Source organism: Caballeronia sp. INDeC2 (genome assembly GCF_023631325.1).
Taxonomy (GTDB): domain Bacteria; phylum Pseudomonadota; class Gammaproteobacteria; order Burkholderiales; family Burkholderiaceae; genus Caballeronia.
Genome location: NZ_JALQDG010000001.1, coordinates 57,204 through 78,652, shown reverse-complemented (window position 1 = coordinate 78,652; position 21,449 = coordinate 57,204). Strand labels below are relative to the sequence as shown.

Below are 21,449 nucleotides of genomic sequence, written 5' to 3'. Positions count from 1 at the left end.
AAAGGAGACAGCCATGATTCCGGCCAAGGTGAAGATCGTCGAAGTCGGGCCGCGCGACGGCCTGCAGAACGAAAAGGAATTCGTGCCCACCGAAACCAAGATCGAGCTCGTGAACCGGCTCGCGCGCGCGGGCATCGTAAATGTGGAATCGACATCCTTCGTGTCGCCCAAATGGGTGCCGCAGATGGCCGACGCCGCCGCCTTGATGGCGGGCATCGAGCGCCGTCCGGGCACGATCTACTCGGTGCTGACGCCGAACATGCGCGGCTTCGAAGGCGCGCTCGAATCGAAGGCCGATGAAATCGTCATCTTCGGCGCGGCGAGCGAGGCGTTCTCGCAGAAGAACATCAACTGCAGCATCGCGGAAAGCATCGCGCGTTTCGAGCCGGTCGCGAAAGCCGCGAAGGACACGGGCATGCGCCTGCGCGGCAGCATCTCGTGCGCGCTCGGCTGCCCGTATCAGGGCGAGGTGAGCATCGAGTCGGTCGTGGATGTCGTCGAACGCATGAAGGCGCTCGGCTGCGACGAAATCGATATCGCCGATACGATCGGCGTCGGCACGCCCAAACGCACGCGCGAAGTGCTCGCGGCGGCGCAGAAGGTATTTCCGCGCGAGCGGCTCTCCGGGCACTTTCACGACACGTACGGACAGGCCATCGGCAATATCTATGCGGCGCTGCTCGAAGGCATCGAGATTTTCCACGCCTCGGTCGCGGGGCTCGGCGGCTGCCCGTATGCGAAGGGCGCGACGGGCAATGTCGCGACGGAAGACGTCGTCTATCTGATGAACGGGCTCGGGATCGAGACGGGCGTCGATCTGGATCAGCTCGTCGAAATCGGCGATTTCATTTCGCGCGCGATCGGCAAGACGAGTTCGTCGCGCGCCGGCCGTGCGATCTTCACGAAGAAGCGCGATGGCGTCGCCGCCTGCGCCTAAAAAGGGAACACGATGACCGACCATTTACCCGATTCCGCGCGCCGCGTCGCGCTTTTGCTGAAGGAACGCGGCCATCCGCACGACGTCGTGATGCTGCCCGAAACCGGAAAGACTTCCGCCGAGGCCGCCGCTGGCTTGGGCTGCGCGGTTGCGCAGATCGCCAAGTCGATCCTCTTCCGGCGCCGCGAAGACGATGCGCCCGTGCTCGTGATCGCGAGCGGCGCGAATCGCGTCGACGAAGCGAAGGTCGCGGCGCGCGTCGGCGCACTGGCGCGCGCGGATGCGAAGTTCGTGCGCGAGAAGACCGGCTATGCGATCGGCGGCGTGTGCCCGATCGGCCACGCGGTCGAGCCGGTCACGCTGATCGACGCAGATCTGCTCGCGCTCGATAGTCTCTGGGCCGCCGCAGGGCATCCGCATGCGGTGTTCAATCTGTCGCCGCAAGAGTTGATCGAGCTGACGGGCGCGCCGGTCGTCGATGTCGCCTTGCGCGAGACGGCCGAGTCATGACCGGCCTGGCGTCGCCGTGCGTCGACGTCTGCCGCATGAACCCGGAGACCGGCTTTTGCGACGGCTGCCTGCGCACCATCGACGAAATCGCCGCGTGGGCATCCGGCGACGATGACCAAAAGCGCGCGGTGCTCGCGCGCGTCGAAAGCCGCCGCCAGGGCGCGCGTGTCGTGGCGATCGGCGAATCGTTCGAGGCGACGCTCGCGCTGCCGCCCGATTCGATCAAACACTTCGCGACGCTCGTCAACGATCTCAACCCGCTGCATCACGACGACGCCTACGCGCGCGCGAGCCGCTTCGGGTCGCTGATCGCATCCGGCACGCAGCCGACCGCGCATCTGATGGCGATGCTCGCCGCGCATTTCTCGCGCGACGCGCAGCCGCTCGGCCTCGAGTTCGGCATCAAGCTGACGCGCGCGGTGAAGGCGAACGACGTGCTCACGATGTTCTGGCGCGTCACCGAGGCGAAGTGGAAAGCGAGCCTCGGCGGCGACCTCGTGAAGCTCGAAGGCGGCGCGCGCAATCAGCACGGCGAGACGGTGTTGAAGGCGACGGCCACCATCGTCGTGATGCCGAAGGAGTCGCGCGCGTGAAGACGCTTCCGCAATCCATGACGGTCTTCGAGCGCGGCTGGCTCTCGTCGAACAACGTGCTGTTCGCGAGCGACGAAGGCACCGCGATTGTCGATACGGGTTATGCCTCGCACGCGCCGCAAACGCTCGCACTCGTGAAGCAGAAGCTCGGCACGCGCAAACTCGATCTGATCGTCAACACGCATCTGCATTCGGATCATTGCGGCGGCAACGCGCTGCTTCAGCAAACCTATGCGTGCGGCACGCTGATTCCCGCGAGCGAAGCGCACGCCGTGCGCGCGTGGGACGAAGAAGCGCTCACGTTCCGCGCGACCGGCCAGCGCTGTGAACGCTTCGGCTTCACGGGGACGATCGAAAACGGCGCGACGCTCGCGCTCGGCGGCTTCGACTGGAACGTGCTGGGCGCGCCGGGCCACGATCCGCATTCGCTGATGCTGCATTGCCCGGAGACGCGCGTGCTCATCAGCGCCGACGCGTTGTGGGAAAACGGCTTCGGCGTGATCTTTCCCGAACTCGAAGGCGACAGCGGTTTCGCGGAAGAGCGCGCGGTGCTCGAACTGATCTCGACGCTCGATATCGATCTCGTGATTCCCGGCCACGGCGCGCCGTTCAGCGATGTCACGCGCGCGCTCGATGTTGCTTCGTCGCGGCTCGATTATTTGCAGGCCGATCCCCCGCGCAACGCGAAGAACGCGCTCAAGGTGCTGATCGTCTTCAAGCTAATGGAAGTGCGCGCGATGTCATTCGACGCCGTGCTCGCGATGACGGAACAAGCCCGCTCGATGCGCGCCGCCGCCGATGCGCTCGCGCCGCGGGGCGAGCGTCGGAAGCTCATAGAAACGATCGTCGGGGAATTGGCGCGCGGCGGCTCGGTGAACGTAAGCGGCGCGATGGTGTCGGCGGCCTGAAGCAAACCGCACGCACAAAAGAAAGCCGCTTGTCAGCTGCGGCAAGCGGCAGAATCATATGGACGTGATCAACGTCCAACGTATCGTAACGCGGCGTCATTTCACGTGCATCGGTGCTTTCCCTACAAAATTTTAACGATCACCTGAATCGGCGTAAGACCCAATGCCGGCGCGGGTTTCAGGGCGCATCGGCCTCGAAGAAGGCGAGCATTTCCGCGAGCAGCATGTCGGGCTGTTCTTCGGGAATGTAGTGCCCGCACGGCAGCGCGCGCCCGCTCACGTCGCGCGCGACGCGCCGCCATTCGTCGAGCGCATCGAAGCATCGCTCGATCACGCCTTCCTTGCCCCACAGTACGCGCAGCGGACACGCGACCTTCAGGCCGCGTTCGAGATCGGCGCGATCGTGCTCCAGATCGATGCTCGCCGATGCGCGGTAGTCCTCGCACATCGCGAAGATCGCCCCGGGCGCCGCGAGCGCGTCGCGATACGCCTGCAACGCATGCGGCGCGAACGGCGCGAGTCCCGCATGCCGATTGCCCATTACCCGATCGATATAGGCGTTCGGATTGCCGCCGATCAGCAACTCGGGCAGCGGCGACGGCTGTATCAGCAGGAACCAGTGGAAGTACGCGGTCGCGAAGGCGCGGTCGGTCGCTTCGTACATCGCGAGCGTCGGCGCGATATCGAGCAGCATCAGACGATCGACGGCATCGGGAAAGTCCATCGCCATGCGATGCGCGACACGCGCGCCGCGATCGTGCGCGCAGACGAGAAAGCGCTCGAAGCCGAAGTGGCGCATCACCGCGACCTGATCGGCCGCCATCGCGCGCTTCGAATACGGCGTGTGATGCGCGTCGCTTTTCGGCTTGCCCGACGCGCCGTAGCCGCGCAGGTCCGTGGCGATCACGGTGAAGTGCTGCGCGAGATCGCCGGCGCACTTGTGCCAGATCTCGTGAGTTTGCGGATGACCGTGCATGAGAAGCAGCGGCGGCCCGTCACCGCCTTTCATCCCGACGATTTCGACGCCCCCCGCATCGACGCGAAACGGTTCGTAGTCTCCAAAAGACATGATGTTTTCTTGTTCGTGGCGTTGCGAATCATTGTAGACGCGGGGCGCGATTGCTCACGTGCCGGAGACCGCGCAAACGCCGAAACTGAGGACTTCCTCGGGAAATGGCGGATGTATTGCGGACGATGTCGTGTCTATAATCGAACGATCGTTCGCTAATCCGGCGCGCATGCTTTCCCGAAATCGAGCGCCAGTTCGTAGAATGGTTTCGATGCTGCCCGGACACATTCAGGAGATTCGTGACATGGCCCTGCCCGCCGTCTTGCAGCACCTCGCGTTGCCCGTCGTCGGCTCGCCGATGTTCATCGTCAGTTATCCGGAACTCGTGCTTGCGCAATGCAAGGCGGGCATCGTCGGCTCGTTTCCGGCGCTGAACGCGCGCCCCGCCGAACTGCTCGACGAATGGCTCACGCAGATTCAGGCCTCGCTCACAGAGCACAAGGCGGCGAATCCCGATGCGGTCATCGGGCCGATCGCGGTCAATCAGATCGTTCATCAGTCGAATGCGCGGCTCGAACAGGACGTGCGTGTATGCGTCGAGCACAAGGTACCGATCTTCATCACGAGCCTGCGCGCGCCGGTCAAGGAAATGATCGACGCGGTGCATTCGTACGGCGGGATCGTGCTGCACGACGTCATCAATCTGCGTCACGCACAGAAAGCGCTCGAAGCGGGCGTCGACGGCCTCATTCTCGTTGCGGCGGGCGCGGGCGGCCACGCGGGCACGACCTCGCCGTTCGCGCTGGTCGGCGAAGTGCGGCGCATCTTCGACGGTCCGATCGTGCTGTCGGGCGCGATCGCGAACGGCGGCTCGATTCTCGCCGCCCAGGCGATGGGCGCGGACCTCGCCTACATGGGCACGCGCTTCATCGCGACGAAAGAAGCGCACGCGCTGGAGGAGTACAAGCGCGCAATCGTCGATGCGAAAGCCGCCGACATCATCTACACGAATCTCTTCACGGGCGTGCACGGCAACTACATCCGCAAGAGCATCGTCAATGCGGGGCTCGATCCGGACGCGCTGCCCGAGTCCAACAAGGAAGCGATGAACTTCGCCGAAGGCACGAGCAAGGCGAAGGCGTGGAAGGAAATCTGGGGCGCGGGACAGGGCGTCGGGCTGATGGAAGACGTGCCGAGCGTCGCCGAACTGGTCCAGCGCCTGAAGCGCGAATACGACGACGCCAAGACGCGCCTCGCGATCGGCTGATCGTTTCCCGCTAGCCGCAAAGAAAAACACCGCGCACGAAGCGCGGTGTTTTCGTTTTTGCGTATGCGCTGCTTAGAACTTCGCGCGGATGCCGACGCCGAACGTATCGCCCGACGACAAGCTCGTGTACTTGTCGTTCAGGTACGCCGCGTAGACGTCGGTGCGCTTCGACAACGGATAGTCGTAACCGACCGCCCAGCTCTTGTGCGTCTGGTCGAGGCCGCCGTTGCTGCGCGAGTACGCGTACGACGCCATCACCGTGCCCGGGCCGACCGGCACCGTCACGCCGCCCTGTCCGGTGTTGACGTGGAACGTGCCGGGGCCGTCGAAGTCGTTCTTCGTGTACATGTACTGCGCGAAGAATTTGACGTACTTCATGTCGAAAGACGCACCCAGTTGCCCGACGCTCTGGCTCTTGTAGCCGGGCGTCGCGAAGCCGTCGATCGTCGTCAGGTCGCCCGGCGTGTTGTTGAAGTTCACGTACTGATAGACGCCCGTGGCCGCGAACGGGCCGTGGAAGTATAGGAACTGCGCGCTGTACTTCTTCGAGCGGCCATCGCCGGCGTTGTTGCCGAAGCTGTACATCACGCTGCCCGACAGACCGTTGAAGTCAGGCGACGTGTACTGCACCGAGTTGTTCCAGCCCGAATCGCCGACCACGCCTTGATCCGTTCGATATGTCGGGAACGTGCCGGCGCCGAGGAACACGTGATAGACCATCGGCGAGAAGACGTACGAATCGACGAACGGGTTGAAGAGAATCGTCGAGACGAAGAGTTGCGTCGTCAGGCGGCCCGCGGTGAACGTGCCGATCGGACCTTGAATGCCGACGTACGAGTTGCGTGCGAAGAAGGTGTCGCCCTGGAAGCGCCCGTACTGGCCGTTCTGTGCGCGGAAGAAGCTTTCCAACGTGAAGATGGCCTTGTAGCCGCCGCCGAGGTCCTCGGCGCCCTTCAAGCCCCAGTACGAGGTCGACATGCCGCCGCCGCTGACGTTCCACGCGCGATCGCCGCCCGGGAATTTTGTAGCGCCGACCCATTCGTCGACCTGCCCGTACAGCGAAACGCTCGATTGCGCGTGTGCCGCGCCCGCGGCGAAGAGGCCGAGCATCGCTGCGGCGACTGCGGTGGCCTTGACCGTTGCTCTCACCGTAGTCTTCGGCGCACGGTTGACGGTTGACTTCATGAACTCTCCTGTCTTTTGTCGAAAATTGAAAGCTTGGCGGGCGAGGAGCGTTGCCTTGCCTCGTCTGACCGGCTTAACGGTTTTTGGGCGAGAGTGGCATCGCGTGTGGAGCGGCACCATCTTTACGGACCATTTTTCCGGTCAAAAATGTTTTTGGTTATTGCGGGTATAGCGGTTCGGATAATCCCGGCCGCCTGTGCTTGCGGCGCGACCAGTCGCGTCGCACGCGCGCGCTGATTTTTTTCAAGCTCAACGGTTTGCGAAAGCGAGCACCGGCGCGCCTGTTGAAGCGCCGAAAGCCGTTCGAAATATTGGAAATACGACACTTCTCCGTGCACGGCGCATTGTCGGTGCACGGAAAAAAGAGCGGAACGTCCTGAAGAAAATCGATGCGTAACTGTGGCGTGATTACGTCATCGCGACAGCGGAGCTAGACGCGCCAATAGTTTTTCGTTCCGCGCGGTAAACGACGCGGAACGGCGGCTATTGCGGATGGGATCGAGAGATCAGTTGCGGTAGTTCGCATTGGCCGGCGCGCGGCCATCGTCCGACGGACGTCCAGGCTGACGCGGCAGACTACGCTCTTCGTTGTAGCGGGTGATGTCGGCGCGGATGGAGCCCGAGCCGCGCATGGGCGCGGCCTGATCGGCACGCGGCCCGGGGCGCACTTCCGCGCTCACGGGCGTCAGACCGTCTTTCGCGGCGACCGGCGTGAAGTGCAGCGATTGCCGGCTGGAATCGGAATCGCTGAGCACCGCCGACGACAGCCACTCGACGCGCGGCCCTGCCAGCGCGAGCGAACCCGCGACCGCCAGCGCGCCGAGCGCAACGGATGCGAAAAGCCGGGTAGTCTTGCGAAAGCCAGTGAGCGTCATGTCGAAACTGCCTGCGTCCGACCGATATTCCTGTCCGTGCATCGAAAGTGCGGGCTTTCGATTCAGGCGGACAACCGGCCGTAGTCGGAGCTTCCAAGTGTCTGCATCGAGACGATGCAGAAACCCGCCAACCGGTGTATCCAACAATTTATTGGGAGCCGTGGCGGCAGTCGAGCCAAAAAGTGTTAGGCCTGCTCGATGGTTGTAACACCATGTTACGTCAGAGTTTTTTCGTGTTGGCCGACCGTTTCGGATGCCCAAACATGTGACGAAAACGTGCTGAATAGACAATTGGTAAAACCGCTAAATTGACGCCGACGCGGCCCGAATGTTGCTCGCCAAAAACCCCTGTCCGCGTTGTCACACTGGCACTTCTATGCGAATTGGTAATCAATCGATCTTGTAAATGAATTTGCCAATTTAATCGGGCACGAGTGAAAATCATGGTTTTTCCTGACTTGACGATGAATACGCCGCGCCGCGCGCCCGGCGTGTCCAGGTACGAGATTCTCTGATGGCACGGCCCAAACTCCTTCCCGACAACTTCACGCTGGCGCTCGTCGGCACTGTCATCATCGCCAGCTTCCTGCCCTGCCGGGGCGGCGTGGCGGTTGCGTTTAACTGGATCACCGATATCGCCATTGGCTTGCTGTTCTTCCTGCACGGCGCGAAGCTTTCCCGCGAGGCGATCGTTGCCGGCGCGACTCACTGGCGGCTGCATCTCGTCGTGCTGCTCAGCACCTTCGCGCTTTTTCCGCTGCTCGGCCTCGTACTCAAGCCGGTGCTCACGCCGATCGTCACGCCCGCCCTCTATACGGGCATCCTCTTTCTTTGCACGCTGCCCTCCACGGTGCAATCGTCGATTGCCTTCACCTCGATGGCCAAGGGCAACGTGCCGGCCGCGGTGTGCAGCGCGTCCGCGTCGAGCCTGCTCGGCATTTTCATCACGCCGGCGCTCGTCGGACTCGTCGTGAGCAATCACGGCGCGACGACCGGCTCGCCGTGGCATACCGTCGGCAACATTACCCTCCAACTGCTCGTGCCGTTCATCGCCGGGCAATTGCTGCGGCCGGCCATCGGCAAATGGATCGACAGGCATCGCGCGATGCTCAAGTTCGTCGATCAGGGCTCGATCCTGCTCGTCGTGTACGTGGCGTTCAGCGAGGCGGTGAACGAAGGCATCTGGCATTCGATCTCGCTTTCGACGCTCGCGGGCCTGCTTGCCGTCAACATCCTGCTGCTGGCGGCCGCGCTTTTCATCACGGCCTTCACGGCGAAGCGCCTTGGCTTTTCCCGCGCGGACCAGATCACGATCATCTTCTGCGGCTCGAAGAAGAGCCTCGCCTCCGGCATTCCGATGGCGAAGGTGATCTTCGCGTCGCACGCGGTGGGCGCGGTGGTGCTGCCGCTCATGCTCTTCCATCAGATCCAGCTCATGGTGTGCGCGGTGCTCGCGCAGCGCTGGGGTTCGCGCAAGACGGCGCCCGAACCAATGCGCGCCGACAAGAGCGTCGCCGCGCCTGCTCGTCGCTGATTCGCGCCTGAACATGGGCGGCGTCTGCCGCATCAGCTTTCTCCCTACTCTACGAAGGCCGCCCCGCGCGGCCTTTGTGTCATTTGAGCCCGACCGCGCGCCGATGTCGATTCGGCCGAACGGCATAAGCCAGAACGCCTGACCTTTCGCATCTATCCGCGAAGCTTCGTTGCTTCGCGTCCGGCGCTTCGGCCTACTACTTTCGGCCGGATGGCGCCCGGGCATGTGCCTTGCCACACTCCTCTTCAAGACCACGCAGAAACGGACACAGAACGGGCATGTGCACACCACGCGTCACTCATCAACGGCGGAAGGAACGATGAACTACGTCGAACACCACACGACGGCAGCCGCCTTGCGCGCCTTTCTCGAGGACATGCCGTTTCAACGCGGCAGTGCCGAAGACGCGGGCCGCGCGCTGCATGCGCTGATCGGAGCCGGTCTGGATCGCCTGCCGTTGCCGGGCCAGGGCAATACATCCGACCGCTGGCGCGCGCTAGGCGCAGTCGCCGCGTTCGACCTGTCGCTCATCAAGCTATACGAAGGTCATACCGATGCGCTCGCGATCCTCGCGGAACTCGGCGCCGCGCAACCGGAACACGGCACCGCGTGGGCGGTTTGGGCCGCCGAGCCGCCGACCGCGCGGCTATCGGCGCTGGGCGACCCTGACGCGCAAACGGTGCTGCTGCACGGAACGAAGTCGTGGTGCTCCGGGGCGGCGTCGGTCACGCATGCGCTCGTGACCGCCTGGAACGAGCGTGACGAACCAGTGCTCGCCGCTGTCGATTTGAGAAACGAAGGCGTGCGGATCACCGACGCCGGTTGGCAAGCGGTAGGCATGCAGGCGAGCGCGAGTGTCGACGTGCGTTTCGAGCGCGTGCAGGCAGTACGTGTCGGCGCTCCGCGTGCGTATGTCGAGCGTCCCGGCTTTTGGCACGGCGGCGCGGGGATCGCCGCGTGCTGGTTCGGCGCGGCGGCGGGCATCGCCTCGTTCGTGGCGCGCGACGCGACGCATCGCGCCGGACCGCACAAGCTCGCGCACCTCGGCGTCATCGACACGACCTTGTCTGCCACCGCCGCGCTGCTGCGCGAAACGGCTGCGCTCATCGACCGGACGCCGCACGCCGACGCGATGGCGCCCGCCATGCGCGCACGCATCGCGGCGGAATCTGCGGCGGCACTCGTCATAACGCGCGCCGGCCGTGCGCTGGGCGCAGCTCCGCTGTGTCGCGACGCGCACTTTGCGCAACTCATGGCCGATCTGCCGGTATTCATTCGACAAAGCCACGCCGAGCGGGACGAAGCTTCACTCGCCGAGCGCGTCATAAAGGAGGAACGCACTTCATGGCAACTGTGACCACCCCAGCGCCGACAGAGGAAAAGGCCGCCGACCGAGCGATATCCGGCAAAGGCACGCCCGAGGCCGCGTGGCAGGGATGGGCGCGTCTGAATGCGCTGCCCGAGGTCGATCCGGCCGAACTGGTGCCGCTCGGCGGCCGCGCTGTCGTAGTTGCGCCACACCCAGACGACGAAGTGCTCGGCACCGGCGGACTACTCGGGCGTCTCTCGGAAATCAGCCGGCAGATACTTATCGTCGCAGTCACGGACGGCACCGCCAGTCACCCGGATTCGACCGAATGGCCGCCTGAACGCCTTGCGCGCGTACGTCCGCAGGAGACAAGAGCGGCACTCCAGCGGCTGCATCTGCGTCAGGTGCAAGTCGTGAGGCTCGGACTTCAGGACGGCGCGCCCGGTCGCATAGAAAAGAGTTTGTCAGGATCCCTATCCGAACTTCTTCAACCTGGCGATATCGTCTTCACCACTTGGCGCTATGATGGCCACCCCGACCACGAGGCAGCCGGGCGCGCCGTTTATTCCGCGGCACAAGCGCTCGACCTGCCTTGTGTCGAAGTGCCGCTCTGGACCTGGCACTGGGCGTCGCCGGACGATACGCGCGTGCCATGGAGCCGTGCTCGCCGTATCGTCCTGGACGGCGCTACGCATGCCCGGAAGCTTCGGGCCGTGCAGGCTTTTCGGAGCCAGCTCGACCCCGATGCCACCACCGGACAGGCGCCAGTGCTCCCAGAGCATGTGCTGGCCCGGCTAACCCGGCCTTTCGAAGTCGTACTGATATGAACAACATAATCGACAATACTAAGCAGTACTTCGATGATTTATATCGACACAATGACGATCCCTGGAAGATCAGGAATCGCTGGTATGAACGGCGCAAGCGAGCACTCATGCTCGCCGCGCTTCCGCATGAGCGATACGCGCGCGCATTCGAGCCAGGCTGCGGCAACGGCGAGCTGACCGCCCTGCTCGCGCAGCGCTGCGACGAGCTGATCGCAACGGATATCGCCGAGGATGCCGTCGCTCTCACGCGGGAACGCGTCGCGCAGTGTCCCAACGTGACCGTCCAGCAGATGCTCTTGCCCGATGTCTGGCCAAGCGGCAAGTTCGATCTCGTCGTGATCAGCGAAATCGGTTATTACCTTGACGAGCCGCAGTTGTGGCACATCGTCGAGCACATACACCAGACGCTCTCGCGGGACGGCGCGGTCGTCGCGTGCCACTGGCGTCGGCAGATCGAAGGCTGGGAACAGAATGGCGACGACGTGCACGCGAAGTTGCGCGGGCGTATGAGTCTGCCGCTGCTCGGCCACTACTGGGACGACGATCTGGTGCTCGACGTATGGACGCCCGACAAGCGCTCGGTCCACGACCGAGAAGCTTCAGCCTAAAGTTTCCCGCTTTTTACTAAACAAACAAATCACAAGGAATCTCATATACGACAAGGCTATACTGGTTTTCTCCAATCTTCCCGGTGCCGTTTTCGCGGGCTTTTTACTATACAATCGCCTCGAATATGCGAACCGGGCTGGCGTGATAAACATCGCGTCGGCCAAAGAACAGCCGAACGGGCGGAGACAGAGAACACCACGATGGCCACCACCATTCGCGATGTCGCGCGTGCGGCAAGCGTCTCGATCGGGACGGTGTCGCGCGCGCTCAAAAATCAACCGGGTTTGTCCGAAGCGACGCGCGTGCGTGTCGTCGAAGTGGCGCAGCAACTCGGCTACGACTCGGGACAGTTGCGCACGCGCATTCGTCGCGTGACGTTCCTGCTGCATCGGCAGCACAACAATTTCGCCGTCAGCCCTTTTTTCTCGCACGTGTTGAACGGTTTCGAGGAAGCGTGTCGCGAGCGGCGGCTCGTGCCCTCCGTGCTGACTGCCGGCCCGACGCAGGATCTGGCGCAGCAGATGCGCTTGCACGCGCCCGACGCCATTGCGGTTGCGGGCTTCGTCGAGCCGGAGCTGCTCGCGCACCTGCATTCGCTCGCGCGGCCTACCGTGCTCATCGACCTGCGCGCGCCGGGCTTTCGCTCGGTCAATATCGACAACGTGAAAGGCGCGTCGCTCGCGATGCAGCATCTATTCGCGTCGGGACGGCGGCGCATCGCGTTCATCGGTGGATCGCTTGCGCATTACAGCATCGCGCAGCGCGCGCTCGGCTATCGCAAGGCCTATTTCGACGCCGGCCAGCTTTTCGATCCGACACTCGAAACAGTGACGCAGCCGGGCTTGCCCGCCGATCTCGCCGCGGCCGACGCCATGGAGCGCCTGATCGCCGACGCCCGCGCTCAATCCAGTCCCCTGCCCGACGCGGTTTTCGCCTATAACGATGCAGCGGCCCTCGCCGCGATGCGTGTCTGTCTCGCGCACGGCTTGCGCGTGCCGGACGACGTCGCGTTCGTCGGTTTCGACGACATTCCGGCCGCCGCGCAAAGCACGCCGCCGCTCTCGACCGTGACCGTCGACAAGGAAGCGCTCGGGCGCCGCGGCGTCGAATTGCTGTTGGAAGATCAATCGAGCCCGCCGAGCCAGGCCGACACGCTCGTCGCCGTCAATTTCGTTCCTCGCGCGAGCTCGGGCCCGAAACAGGACATCAGCACGCCATGAACATGACCGCCTCACCTGCCATCGCGGAACGAGCGCCAGCAGAACACGCGATCGACTTCCGCAGCCGCGACTTCCTGCTCTCGCACGTGCGCGATACCCTCGCGTTCTACGCGCCGAACGCACGCGACCCGTCCGGCGGCTTCTTTCATTTTTTCAAGGACGACGGCCGCGTCTACGATCGCACGACGCGCCATCTCGTCAGCAGCACGCGCTTCGTCTTCAATTACGCGATGGCGTATCGCCATTTCGGCGACGCGCGCTACCAGGACGACGCGCGCCATGCGTTCAAATTTCTGCGCGACGCGCACTGGGACGCCGCCAATCAAGGCTACGACTGGGAAATCGAGTGGCGCGACGGGCAGAAACGCACGCTCGACGGCACGCGCCATTGCTACGGCATGGCCTTCGTGCTGCTCGCGTGCGCGCACGCCGCGATAGCGGGCATCGACGAAGCAAAGCCGATGATCGACGAAACCTTCGCGCTCATGGAGCAGCGTTTCTGGGACGCCGACGCCGGCCTCTACGCCGACGAAGCCACGCCCGACTGGCAGCTTTCGGACTATCGCGGGCAGAACGCGAACATGCACGCGACCGAGGCGCTGCTTGCCGCATTCGAGGCGACGGGCCACGTCATCTATCTGGATCGGGCGGAAAAGATCGCGGGCAACATCACGCTGCGTCAGGCGCGGCTGTCGCATGGGCTCGTGTGGGAGCACTTTCACCGCGACTGGTCCGTGGACTGGCACTACAACGAATCGGACAGCTCGAACATCTTCCGTCCGTGGGGCTTCCAGCCAGGTCATCAGCTCGAATGGGCCAAGCTTCTGCTGATTCTCGAGCGGCATCGCGCGCTGCCGTGGCTCGCGCCGCGGGCCGTCGAACTGTTCGATGCCGGATTCAACCGCGCGTGGGACAGCCGTCACGGCGGCCTCTATTACGGCTTCGGCCCGGACGACACCATCTGCGACCACGACAAATACTTCTGGGTGCAGGCGGAAGGCTTCGCGGCGGCGGCGCTGCTCGGCGCACGCACGGGCCGCGAGCGTTTCTGGGACTGCTACGACGAACTCTGGCGCTATAGCTGGGCGCATTTCGTCGATCACGAATACGGCGCGTGGTATCGCATCCTCACGTGCGACAACCGCAAGTACGGCGACGAGAAAAGTCCCGCCGGCAAGACCGACTACCACACCATGGGCGCGTGCTACGAGGTGCTGAACGCGCTCGGCCCGACCTCGACTCAACGGTGACAAGCATGGCTAGCGAGCAAACCACCTTCCCTCAGTTCGTCTCGGCGGGCGACATCCTCACCGACATGATCCGCACCGACGTGTCGAGCTGGCTTTCGCGTCCGGGCGGCGCGGGCTGGAACGTCGCGCGCGCGGTCGCGCGTCTGGGCCTGCCGACGGCCTGCGCGGGCTCGCTCGGCACCGACAATTTCTCCGACGACCTTTGGCAAGCGAGCGTCTCATCGGGGCTCGACATGCGCTTCATGCAGCGCGTCGAGCGTCCGCCGCTGCTCGCGATCGTCCACAAGACGCAGCCGCCGACGTACTACTTCATGGGCGAGAACGGCGCGGATCTGGCGTTCGATCCGTCGCGGCTGCCGCAAGGATGGATGGAGCGCGTGAAGTGGGCGCATTTCGGCTGCATCAGCCTCGTGCGCCAGCCGCTCGGCGCGACGCTCGCCGCGCTCGCCCGGCAATTGCGCGACCACGGCGTAAAGATCAGCTTCGACCCGAACTATCGCAATCTGATGGAGCACGGCTACGAGCCGATCCTGCGCAACATGGCGAGCCTCGCCGATCTCATCAAGGTGTCGGACGAAGATCTGCACATGCTCTTCAAAGGCATGCCCGAAGCGGACGCGCTCGCGAAAATCCGCTCGCTGAATCCGCAAGCCACCGTGCTCGTCACGCGCGGGTCGGGCCAGGCGACGCTCTATACCGGCGACGAACAATACAGCGCGCGGCCGCCGAGCGTCGAAGTGGCGGATACGGTCGGCGCGGGCGATGCGTCCATCGGCGGATTGCTCTACAGCCTGATGGCCCGCCACGGCGGTTGGCCCGATCATCTGAAGTTCGCGCTCGCGGCGGGCGCGGCGGCGTGCCGTCATTCGGGCGCGCATTCGCCTTCGCTGGAAGAGGTCGAAGATCTGTTGAAATGATCTGAAACGCACGTCGCACGCGTTACATGACAGCGTGCTAGCATGGGTTCGTCCTTGCCTGGAGGCGAATCCATCATGGAAGACACCACCTACACGAAAGGCATCTATACCGCGACGATCGGCGTGCGCGCCGTCGATGGCGGCAAGTTTCAGGGCCTCGTCTCGCTCGCCCGCGACGACGGCGAAGATACCGATGCGACGCTCTACGAAGTGGAAGCCCAATCGGGCAACGAAGAAGAAGCGCTCGACGAAGCGCGCGCGCTCGCGCACCGCATCCTCGGGGAAATCGAACTGTAGCCAGGCGGCCCAGGCGGCGCGTGGCGCTCGGCTTCGCGGCGCTTCCCGGCTGCATCGGAGGACATATGCCGGAGCAGATCTTCCTATACGGCGTCTACGCCATCCACGTCAGGCCGGTCGAGCTTCAGGGCTCGCGCTGGGACGCGGAATACGAGATCCGTCATCACGACAAGGCCGTTCAGCCGTGGACGACCGTCGGCGGCGATGAGGGTCTCGCCGACAAGGCCGAAGCCGTGGAGCTCGCGCATCAGCGCGCGGTGTCGGATATCGAAGCCGGCGCCGGCATCCCGAAGCCACGCGCGTTTCCTTAATTTTCGCGCGACGCCTGCGCGACACCCACGCGCGTATTCAGCGTGAGCCGCTCGGCCTCGCGATGATCGATCGCCGACGCGCGTTCATAGCCTTCGCGCGCGAGCGAGCGCTCGACGTAATCGAAGAGCACACCTTGCGGCTCGATCAGCTTCGCGATAAACCCGATCTGCAGCGTGCTCGCCGCGAGGATGTCGGCGGCGGTGAACTGGTCGCCGAGCAGCCACGGCCCTTCTTCCAGCGCGTTCTCGATCGCGTGCTCCACGCGCGCCAGATCGCCCCAGCCGAAACTCACGGTGTTGCCCGGCGCGCCCGTCATGCGCTCGGCCATCGCCGGTTCGAGACACGAGCCGGTGAAAAACATCCATTGCAAAAAGCGGCCGCGCGACGGATCGTGCAACGGCACGCCGAGCGCGGTTTCGGGATAGCGATCCGCGAGATAGAGCAGCACCGCGCCCGATTCGGCCACGCGCACGCTGCCGTCTTCCAGCGCGGGCAGCTTCGCCATCGGATTGACGCGGCAGAAGTTCGGATCGTTCTGCGCCCCCGCGCGGATATTCACGAACTCGAGTTCATACGGCACACGCATTTCCTCGAGCATCCACAACGCGCGGAAGGCGCGCGTTTTCGGCCAGTAGAAGAGCTTCATCGGCGTCGTTTTCATTGTCTTTCGATGCGTTCAGGGTAGTCCCAAATGCACCCGAATCGCGCGGCGGGCGGCAACGGGTTTACGCGTAGCCATGCCGGATCGGGAAAATTCCTCCCGCTTATCTCGAAAATAAGACCGTTGCTTCTCGATGTGCGCGGAATTGGGGCGAGTGCGCAAAAACATTCCGCATTTGTCGGCAAAGAATGTCGCATTGCCCGCATCTCAAAAAAAGACCCTGGAGATTTCCATGAACGCGCGCGTCCCCGCCGATGCATTTTTTCCTCCCATGCTCTCGGACTATCAACTCGGCGACAACCTGAGCGCCACCAAGGGCCGAATCTTCCTCACCGGCACGCAGGCGCTCGTGCGCCTCGTGTTGATGCAGCGTGAACTCGACCGCGCCGCGAATCTGAATACCGCCGGTTTCATCAGCGGCTATCGCGGATCGCCGCTCGGCATGGTCGATCAGCAATTGTGGAAGGCGAAGAAACTGCTCGCGTCGCACGATGTGCGTTTTCTGCCCGCGATCAACGAGGAACTCGGCGGCACCGCCGTGCTCGGCACGCAGCGCGTCGAATCGGATGAGCAACGCACGGTCGATGGCGTGTTCGCGATGTGGTACGGCAAGGGCCCGGGCGTCGATCGCGCGGGCGATGCGCTCAAGCACGGCAACGCGTACGGCTCGTCGCCGCACGGTGGCGTGCTGGTCGTCGCGGGCGACGATCACGGCTGCGTGTCGTCGTCGATGCCGCATCAGAGCGACCAGACGATGATTTCGTGGCACATGCCGGTGGTGAATCCGTCGAACATCGCGGACATGCTCGAGTTCGGCCTCTACGGCTGGGCGCTGTCCCGTTTTTCGGGCGCGTGGATCGGCTTCAAGGCGATTTCGGAGACGGTCGAATCCGGCTCGACCGTCGATCTCGACGCGATCCGCACCGACTGGCAAGCGCCCGCCGATTTCACGCTGCCGCCTGGCGGCCTGCACAACCGCTGGCCTGATCTCCCGAGCCTGACGATCGAAGCGCGTCTCGCCGAGAAGATCGACGCCGTGCGCCACTTCGCGCGCGCGAACAGCATCGACAAGTGGATCGCGCCGAGCCCGCGGGCCAACGTCGGCATCGTGACGTGCGGCAAGGCGCATCTCGATCTGATGGAAGCGCTGCGCCGCCTCGAACTCACCATCGGCGATCTCGACGCCGCCGGCGTGCGCATCTACAAGGTCGGGCTGTCGTATCCGCTCGAAACGACGCGGCTGGAAACCTTCGTCGAAGGTCTGAGCGAAGTGCTCGTGATCGAGGAGAAAGGACCGGTCATCGAGCAGCAGATCAAGGATCATCTGTACAACCGTGTCGACGGCGCGCGGCCGGTCGTGATCGGCAAGAACGCGCGCGACGGCGCCCAGCTTCTTTCGGCGCTCGGCGAATTGCGTCCGTCGCGCGTGCTGCCGGTTTTCGCCGAATGGCTCGCGCGTCACAAGCCCGCGCTCGATCGCCGCGATAAAGTGGTCGATCTTGTCGCGCCGCAGATTCTCTCGAATGTCGCCGATTCTGTTAAGCGCACGCCTTACTTCTGCTCGGGCTGCCCGCACAATACGTCGACGAAAGTGCCGGAAGGATCGGTCGCGCAGGCGGGCATCGGCTGCCACTTCATGGCCTCGTGGATGGAGCGCGACACGACCGGTCTGATCCAGATGGGCGGCGAAGGCGTCGATTGGGCGTCGCATTCGATGTTCACGAAAACGCCGCACGTCTTCCAGAATCTCGGCGACGGCACGTATTTCCATTCGGGCATTCTCGCCATTCGTCAGGCCGTGGCCGCGAAAGCGAACATCACGTACAAGATTCTCTATAACGACGCCGTCGCGATGACCGGCGGCCAGCCGGTCGACGGCAGCATTTCGGTGCCGCAGATCGCGCGGCAAGTGGAAGCGGAAGGCATCGCGCTGCTGGTCGTCGTGAGCGACGAGCCTGAGAAATACATCGGCCACGAAGACCAGTTTCCGCGCGGCACGACGTTTCATCATCGTGGCGAACTGGACGACGTGCAGCGCCGCCTGCGCGACACGCCCGGCGTTACCGTGCTCATCTACGATCAGACCTGCGCCGCCGAAAAGCGCCGCCGCCGCAAAAAAGGAGAGTTTCCCGATCCGGACAAGCGCCTCTTCATCAACGAAGCGGTGTGCGAAGGCTGCGGCGATTGCGGCGTGCAGTCGAATTGTCTTTCCGTCGAGCCGGTCGAAACGGAGCTGGGCCGCAAGCGCCGCATCGATCAGTCGTCGTGCAACAAGGACTACTCGTGCGTGAACGGCTTTTGCCCGAGCTTCGTCACAGTCGTTGGCGCAAAGCTGAAGAAGGCCGAAGGCCACGCGTTCGATTCCGCCGAACTCGCGCGCCGCGTCGATGCGCTGCCGCTGCCGCAAGGTCAACTCGACCAAGCGCCGTACGACATCCTCGTGACGGGCGTCGGCGGCACGGGCGTCGTGACGGTCGGCGCGCTCATCAGCATGGCGGCGCATCTGGAAGGCAAGAGCGCGTCGGTGCTCGATTTCATGGGCTTCGCGCAGAAAGGCGGCTCGGTGCTGTCGTTCGTGCGCTTCGCCGCGACGGACGCGCTGCTCAACCAAGTGCGCATCGACACGCAACAGGCGGACTTGCTGCTCGCGTGCGACATGGTCGTCGGCGCGAGCCCGGAAGCCTTGCAGACGGTGCGGCACGATCGCACGAAGATCGTCGTGAACACGCACGCGATCCCGAACGCGAGCTTCGTGCAGAACCCGGAAGCGAATCTTCACGCGGACGCGCTCCTCGACAAGATGCGTCACGCCGCCGGCCCCAGCGCGCACGACGCGATGCGCAGTTGCGACGCGCAGGCGCTCGCGCAGCGTTTTCTCGGCGATACCATCGGCGCGAACATTCTGATGCTCGGCTTCGCGTGGCAGCTCGGACTCGTGCCGCTGTCGCTCGCGGCGCTGATGCGCGCGATCGAGCTGAACAATGTCGCGGTCGCGGCGAACAAGCTGGCGTTCTCGATCGGCCGTCTCGCGGCGGCGGACATGGCCGCGCTCGAAGCGCTGAGCGCGCAAGTGCTGGCGAAGCGCGTCGTGATGGACCAGATGTCGTTGCCGGATCTGATCCGCGATCGCGAGGAACGTCTGCTGGCTTATGGCGGTTCAAAGTATGTCGAGCGTTATCGCAAGCTGGTGAAGAAGGCGGCGGCCCACGAAGCCATCGCGCGCGCCATCGCGATCTCGTTCTACAAGCTGCTCGCGGTGAAGGACGAATACGAGGTCGCGCGCCTGCATGCGGACCCGGCGTTCCGCGCGGCGCTCGGCGCGCAATTCGAAGGCACGGCGGGCGAGAGCTATCGCGTTAAATTCAATCTCGCGCCGCCGGCGTTATCGCATTCGATCAACGGCGGCGCGCCGAAGAAGAAGGTCTTCGGCCAGTGGATGTGGCCCGTGTTCGGCGGACTCGCGAAAATGCGCGCGCTGCGCGGCACGGCGTTCGATGTCTTCGGCAAGACGCTCGAACGACGCATGGAACGCCAACTCGCCGACGACTTCGAGATCACGATGACGCGCGCCCTCGCCAGGCTCGACGCCGCCAGCGCGACCGATATCGAAGCGCTCGCCGCTCTTTTCGAGCGCGTGCGCGGCTACGGTCACGTGAAGCTCGCGAACGTCGCGATGGTCAAGCGCAGCGAACGCGGCATTGCGGCGCGCATCGGCATCGAAGCGGAGACGGGCGATGCCGTGCGCGCCGCCATCGACACGATGAAGGGCGCGGCATCGCTCAAGGGCATTCCGGTCGTCGTGGCGAAATAGTTATTCGATGTCGTCGTCGGGCAACCAGTCGACATCGCCGCACAACACGCAGCGCTTGCCTTGCGAGCGCGTCTCCACCGACAGCGTGACGCACGGCATCGCCTCGTTGATCGAGAGATACGGCTTCGTCACGTGCACGCGCTCGGGATCGCCGAGCGCCGCGCGAAAGTACGGGCGACGCAGCCAGTTCGCGCCCTGGGCGTCGATGAGCGGCAGAAAGCGCGCTTCGTGCGCGGCGCGGTCTGCGCGCAGCACGACGTTGCGGCCCGCCTGCCTGCCGTTCTGGTCGAGCAGGAAGCAGCGCGCGGCGTTGTCGAGCGCGAGAAAGTTCCAGCACACTTCTTCGAGCGGCTCGCCCGCCGCAAGGCGTTCGGCGGCGCGCTCGAAGGCGCGGATATACGGCTGAAGCCGCGTCGCGATACGCCGCTCGCGCGCTTCGGTCTGCAAGCGGTAACGCTCGGTCAGCTCGCCGATCACCGTCTGCGCGTGCGCGCCGTCCGCGAGCCCCGGATGCGGCCGCGCGAAGAAAAATCCCTGCACGAAGTCCGCGCCGCTCGCGAGCGCGAGTTGCGCTTCGTGCTCCGTCTCGACGCCTTCGATCAACACGAGCTTGCCCGCTTCATGCAGCAGCGACACGATGCCCGACAACACCGCCTCCATGTTGCGCCGCTGCTTGAGCGAGCGCGCCGATAGCGGCGCATGCACGTTGTGGCCGGCGTGCGAGAGCATCACGCGATCGAGTTTGACGATGTCCGGATCGAGCTGCCAGATTCGCTCGATGTTCGTGTGCCCCGCGCCGAAATCGTCGAGCGCGATGAGAAAGCCGTGATCGCGGAACTGCTGCACCGCGAGCGCGAGCCGCTCGATATCTTCCGCGCTTTGTTCGAGCACTTCGAGCACGACGCGGCGCGGCTCGATATTCAGTCGCTTGAGATTCGCGAGCAGCGCCGCCGCGTGATACGGCTCGGTCAGCGCGCCGGGATGCACGTTGAGAAATAGCCATTCGGTCTGCGCGCCGAGCATCTTGAAGTTCTCGAGATGCAGCGCCTGCGCGAGCCGGTCGATCAGCAATGCTTCGCCGACGCGCGACGCCTGCCCGAACACGTCGAGCGGCGACACCGGCCGGTCGAGCGCATCGTGCGCGCGCAACAAGCCTTCGTACCCGACCGCGCGCATGTGCGACAGGCTGAACACCGGCTGAAAGACGCTCGATAGCGTCAATTCGCCATGCTCGACCGAATAGCGGTCGAAGCCGGATGTCACGCCGAGCTCGAAGCTGCGCGCGGAGACCGTCACCTTCTCGGGGTTTGCGATCACCATGCCGATACCCTCGCCGACCTGCGCCTGCCTTGCCTCATACCTTGCTTCATTCCTGCCACCGGACCCGCGCGGGACCCGTCCCATACCGTTTTCATAAG

At 64.2% G+C, this 21,449-nt stretch carries 20 protein-coding genes; 15 read left to right on the top strand and 5 right to left on the bottom strand.

Features of this window, described 5'->3' with window-relative positions; all coding sequences use genetic code 11:
* The first annotated feature begins 13 nt into the window (after positions 1–13).
* The 4 genes from NCS28_RS00370 to NCS28_RS00355 are packed head-to-tail and all read left to right on the top strand — an operon-like array spanning position 14 to position 2,948.
* Positions 14–937 carry a hydroxymethylglutaryl-CoA lyase gene (locus NCS28_RS00370; RefSeq protein WP_250511915.1) on the top strand — a complete coding sequence of 308 codons (924 nt, stop codon included), beginning with the start codon at positions 14–16 and terminating at the stop codon, positions 935–937.
* A gap of 12 nt (positions 938–949) precedes the next feature.
* Positions 950–1,447, top strand: a complete 498-nt coding sequence (locus NCS28_RS00365; RefSeq protein ID WP_250511914.1) for a YbaK/EbsC family protein — start codon at positions 950–952, stop codon at positions 1,445–1,447.
* A gap of 35 nt (positions 1,448–1,482) precedes the next feature.
* Positions 1,483–2,040, top strand: a complete 558-nt coding sequence (locus tag NCS28_RS00360; RefSeq protein WP_250512136.1) for a DUF1289 domain-containing protein — start codon at positions 1,483–1,485, stop codon at positions 2,038–2,040.
* A complete protein-coding gene (locus tag NCS28_RS00355; protein WP_250511913.1) occupies positions 2,037–2,948 on the top strand; it encodes an MBL fold metallo-hydrolase in 912 nt (303 codons plus the stop codon). The genes NCS28_RS00360 and NCS28_RS00355 overlap by 4 nt, the downstream gene beginning before the upstream one ends.
* A 178-nt stretch (positions 2,949–3,126) precedes the next feature.
* On the opposite strand, the gene NCS28_RS00350 is transcribed toward NCS28_RS00355, so the two are convergent.
* Positions 3,127–4,017: an alpha/beta fold hydrolase gene (locus NCS28_RS00350; RefSeq protein WP_250511912.1), complete on the bottom strand. Its 891-nt coding sequence runs from the start codon at positions 4,015–4,017 to the stop codon at positions 3,127–3,129.
* Between the two features lie 244 nt (positions 4,018–4,261).
* Here NCS28_RS00350 and NCS28_RS00345 point away from each other — a divergent pair, with 244 nt between their 5' ends.
* Positions 4,262–5,224, top strand: coding sequence for an NAD(P)H-dependent flavin oxidoreductase (locus tag NCS28_RS00345; RefSeq protein WP_250511911.1), 963 nt, complete (start codon positions 4,262–4,264; stop codon positions 5,222–5,224).
* Between the two features lie 72 nt (positions 5,225–5,296).
* Here the strand turns inward: NCS28_RS00345 and NCS28_RS00340 are convergent, their stop codons facing one another.
* Both NCS28_RS00340 and NCS28_RS00335 read right to left on the bottom strand, forming a co-directional pair.
* Positions 5,297–6,409 carry a porin gene (locus NCS28_RS00340; RefSeq protein WP_250511910.1) on the bottom strand — a complete coding sequence of 371 codons (1,113 nt, stop codon included), beginning with the start codon at positions 6,407–6,409 and terminating at the stop codon, positions 5,297–5,299.
* 506 nt (positions 6,410–6,915) lie between these two features.
* Positions 6,916–7,284, bottom strand: a complete 369-nt coding sequence (locus NCS28_RS00335; RefSeq protein ID WP_250511909.1) for a hypothetical protein — start codon at positions 7,282–7,284, stop codon at positions 6,916–6,918.
* Between the two features lie 514 nt (positions 7,285–7,798).
* Here NCS28_RS00335 and NCS28_RS00330 point away from each other — a divergent pair.
* From NCS28_RS00330 to NCS28_RS00290, 9 genes are all read left to right on the top strand, one after another.
* A complete protein-coding gene (locus NCS28_RS00330; protein ID WP_250511908.1) occupies positions 7,799–8,818 on the top strand; it encodes a bile acid:sodium symporter family protein in 1,020 nt (339 codons plus the stop codon).
* Positions 8,819–9,137: 319 nt separating this feature from the next.
* Entirely contained in the window at positions 9,138–10,175 is a 1,038-nt protein-coding gene (locus tag NCS28_RS00325) for an acyl-CoA dehydrogenase family protein (protein WP_250511907.1), read from the top strand.
* Complete coding sequence (locus tag NCS28_RS00320) at positions 10,163–10,954, top strand: PIG-L deacetylase family protein (protein WP_250511906.1); 792 nt, start codon at positions 10,163–10,165, stop codon at positions 10,952–10,954. Before NCS28_RS00325 ends, NCS28_RS00320 begins: the two co-directional genes overlap by 13 nt.
* Positions 10,951–11,562, top strand: coding sequence for a class I SAM-dependent methyltransferase (locus tag NCS28_RS00315; protein WP_284504712.1), 612 nt, complete (start codon positions 10,951–10,953; stop codon positions 11,560–11,562). The genes NCS28_RS00320 and NCS28_RS00315 overlap by 4 nt, the downstream gene beginning before the upstream one ends.
* A gap of 201 nt (positions 11,563–11,763) precedes the next feature.
* Positions 11,764–12,783 (top strand): LacI family DNA-binding transcriptional regulator, encoded by a 1,020-nt coding sequence (locus NCS28_RS00310; RefSeq protein WP_250511904.1) that lies wholly within the window; start codon positions 11,764–11,766, stop codon positions 12,781–12,783.
* On the top strand, positions 12,780–14,033 hold the full coding sequence (locus tag NCS28_RS00305) for an AGE family epimerase/isomerase (RefSeq protein WP_250511903.1): 1,254 nt from the start codon (positions 12,780–12,782) through the stop codon (positions 14,031–14,033). The genes NCS28_RS00310 and NCS28_RS00305 overlap by 4 nt, the downstream gene beginning before the upstream one ends.
* 5 nt (positions 14,034–14,038) lie before the next feature.
* On the top strand, positions 14,039–14,950 hold the full coding sequence (locus NCS28_RS00300) for a carbohydrate kinase family protein (RefSeq protein ID WP_250511902.1): 912 nt from the start codon (positions 14,039–14,041) through the stop codon (positions 14,948–14,950).
* Between the two features lie 75 nt (positions 14,951–15,025).
* On the top strand, positions 15,026–15,247 hold the full coding sequence (locus tag NCS28_RS00295; protein ID WP_250511901.1) for a hypothetical protein: 222 nt from the start codon (positions 15,026–15,028) through the stop codon (positions 15,245–15,247).
* Between the two features lie 65 nt (positions 15,248–15,312).
* On the top strand, positions 15,313–15,558 hold the full coding sequence (locus NCS28_RS00290) for a hypothetical protein (RefSeq protein WP_250511900.1): 246 nt from the start codon (positions 15,313–15,315) through the stop codon (positions 15,556–15,558).
* On the opposite strand, the gene NCS28_RS00285 is transcribed toward NCS28_RS00290, so the two are convergent.
* Positions 15,555–16,205, bottom strand: coding sequence for a glutathione S-transferase family protein (locus tag NCS28_RS00285; protein ID WP_250512135.1), 651 nt, complete (start codon positions 16,203–16,205; stop codon positions 15,555–15,557). The two genes, NCS28_RS00290 and NCS28_RS00285, sit on opposite strands and share 4 nt — an antisense overlap.
* 247 nt (positions 16,206–16,452) lie before the next feature.
* Between NCS28_RS00285 and NCS28_RS00280 the strand changes: the two genes are divergently transcribed.
* On the top strand, positions 16,453–20,031 hold the full coding sequence (locus tag NCS28_RS00280) for an indolepyruvate ferredoxin oxidoreductase family protein (RefSeq protein ID WP_250511899.1): 3,579 nt from the start codon (positions 16,453–16,455) through the stop codon (positions 20,029–20,031).
* Here the strand turns inward: NCS28_RS00280 and NCS28_RS00275 are convergent, their stop codons facing one another.
* On the bottom strand, positions 20,032–21,351 hold the full coding sequence (locus NCS28_RS00275; protein ID WP_250511898.1) for an EAL domain-containing protein: 1,320 nt from the start codon (positions 21,349–21,351) through the stop codon (positions 20,032–20,034).
* Positions 21,352–21,449: the final 98 nt, after the last annotated feature.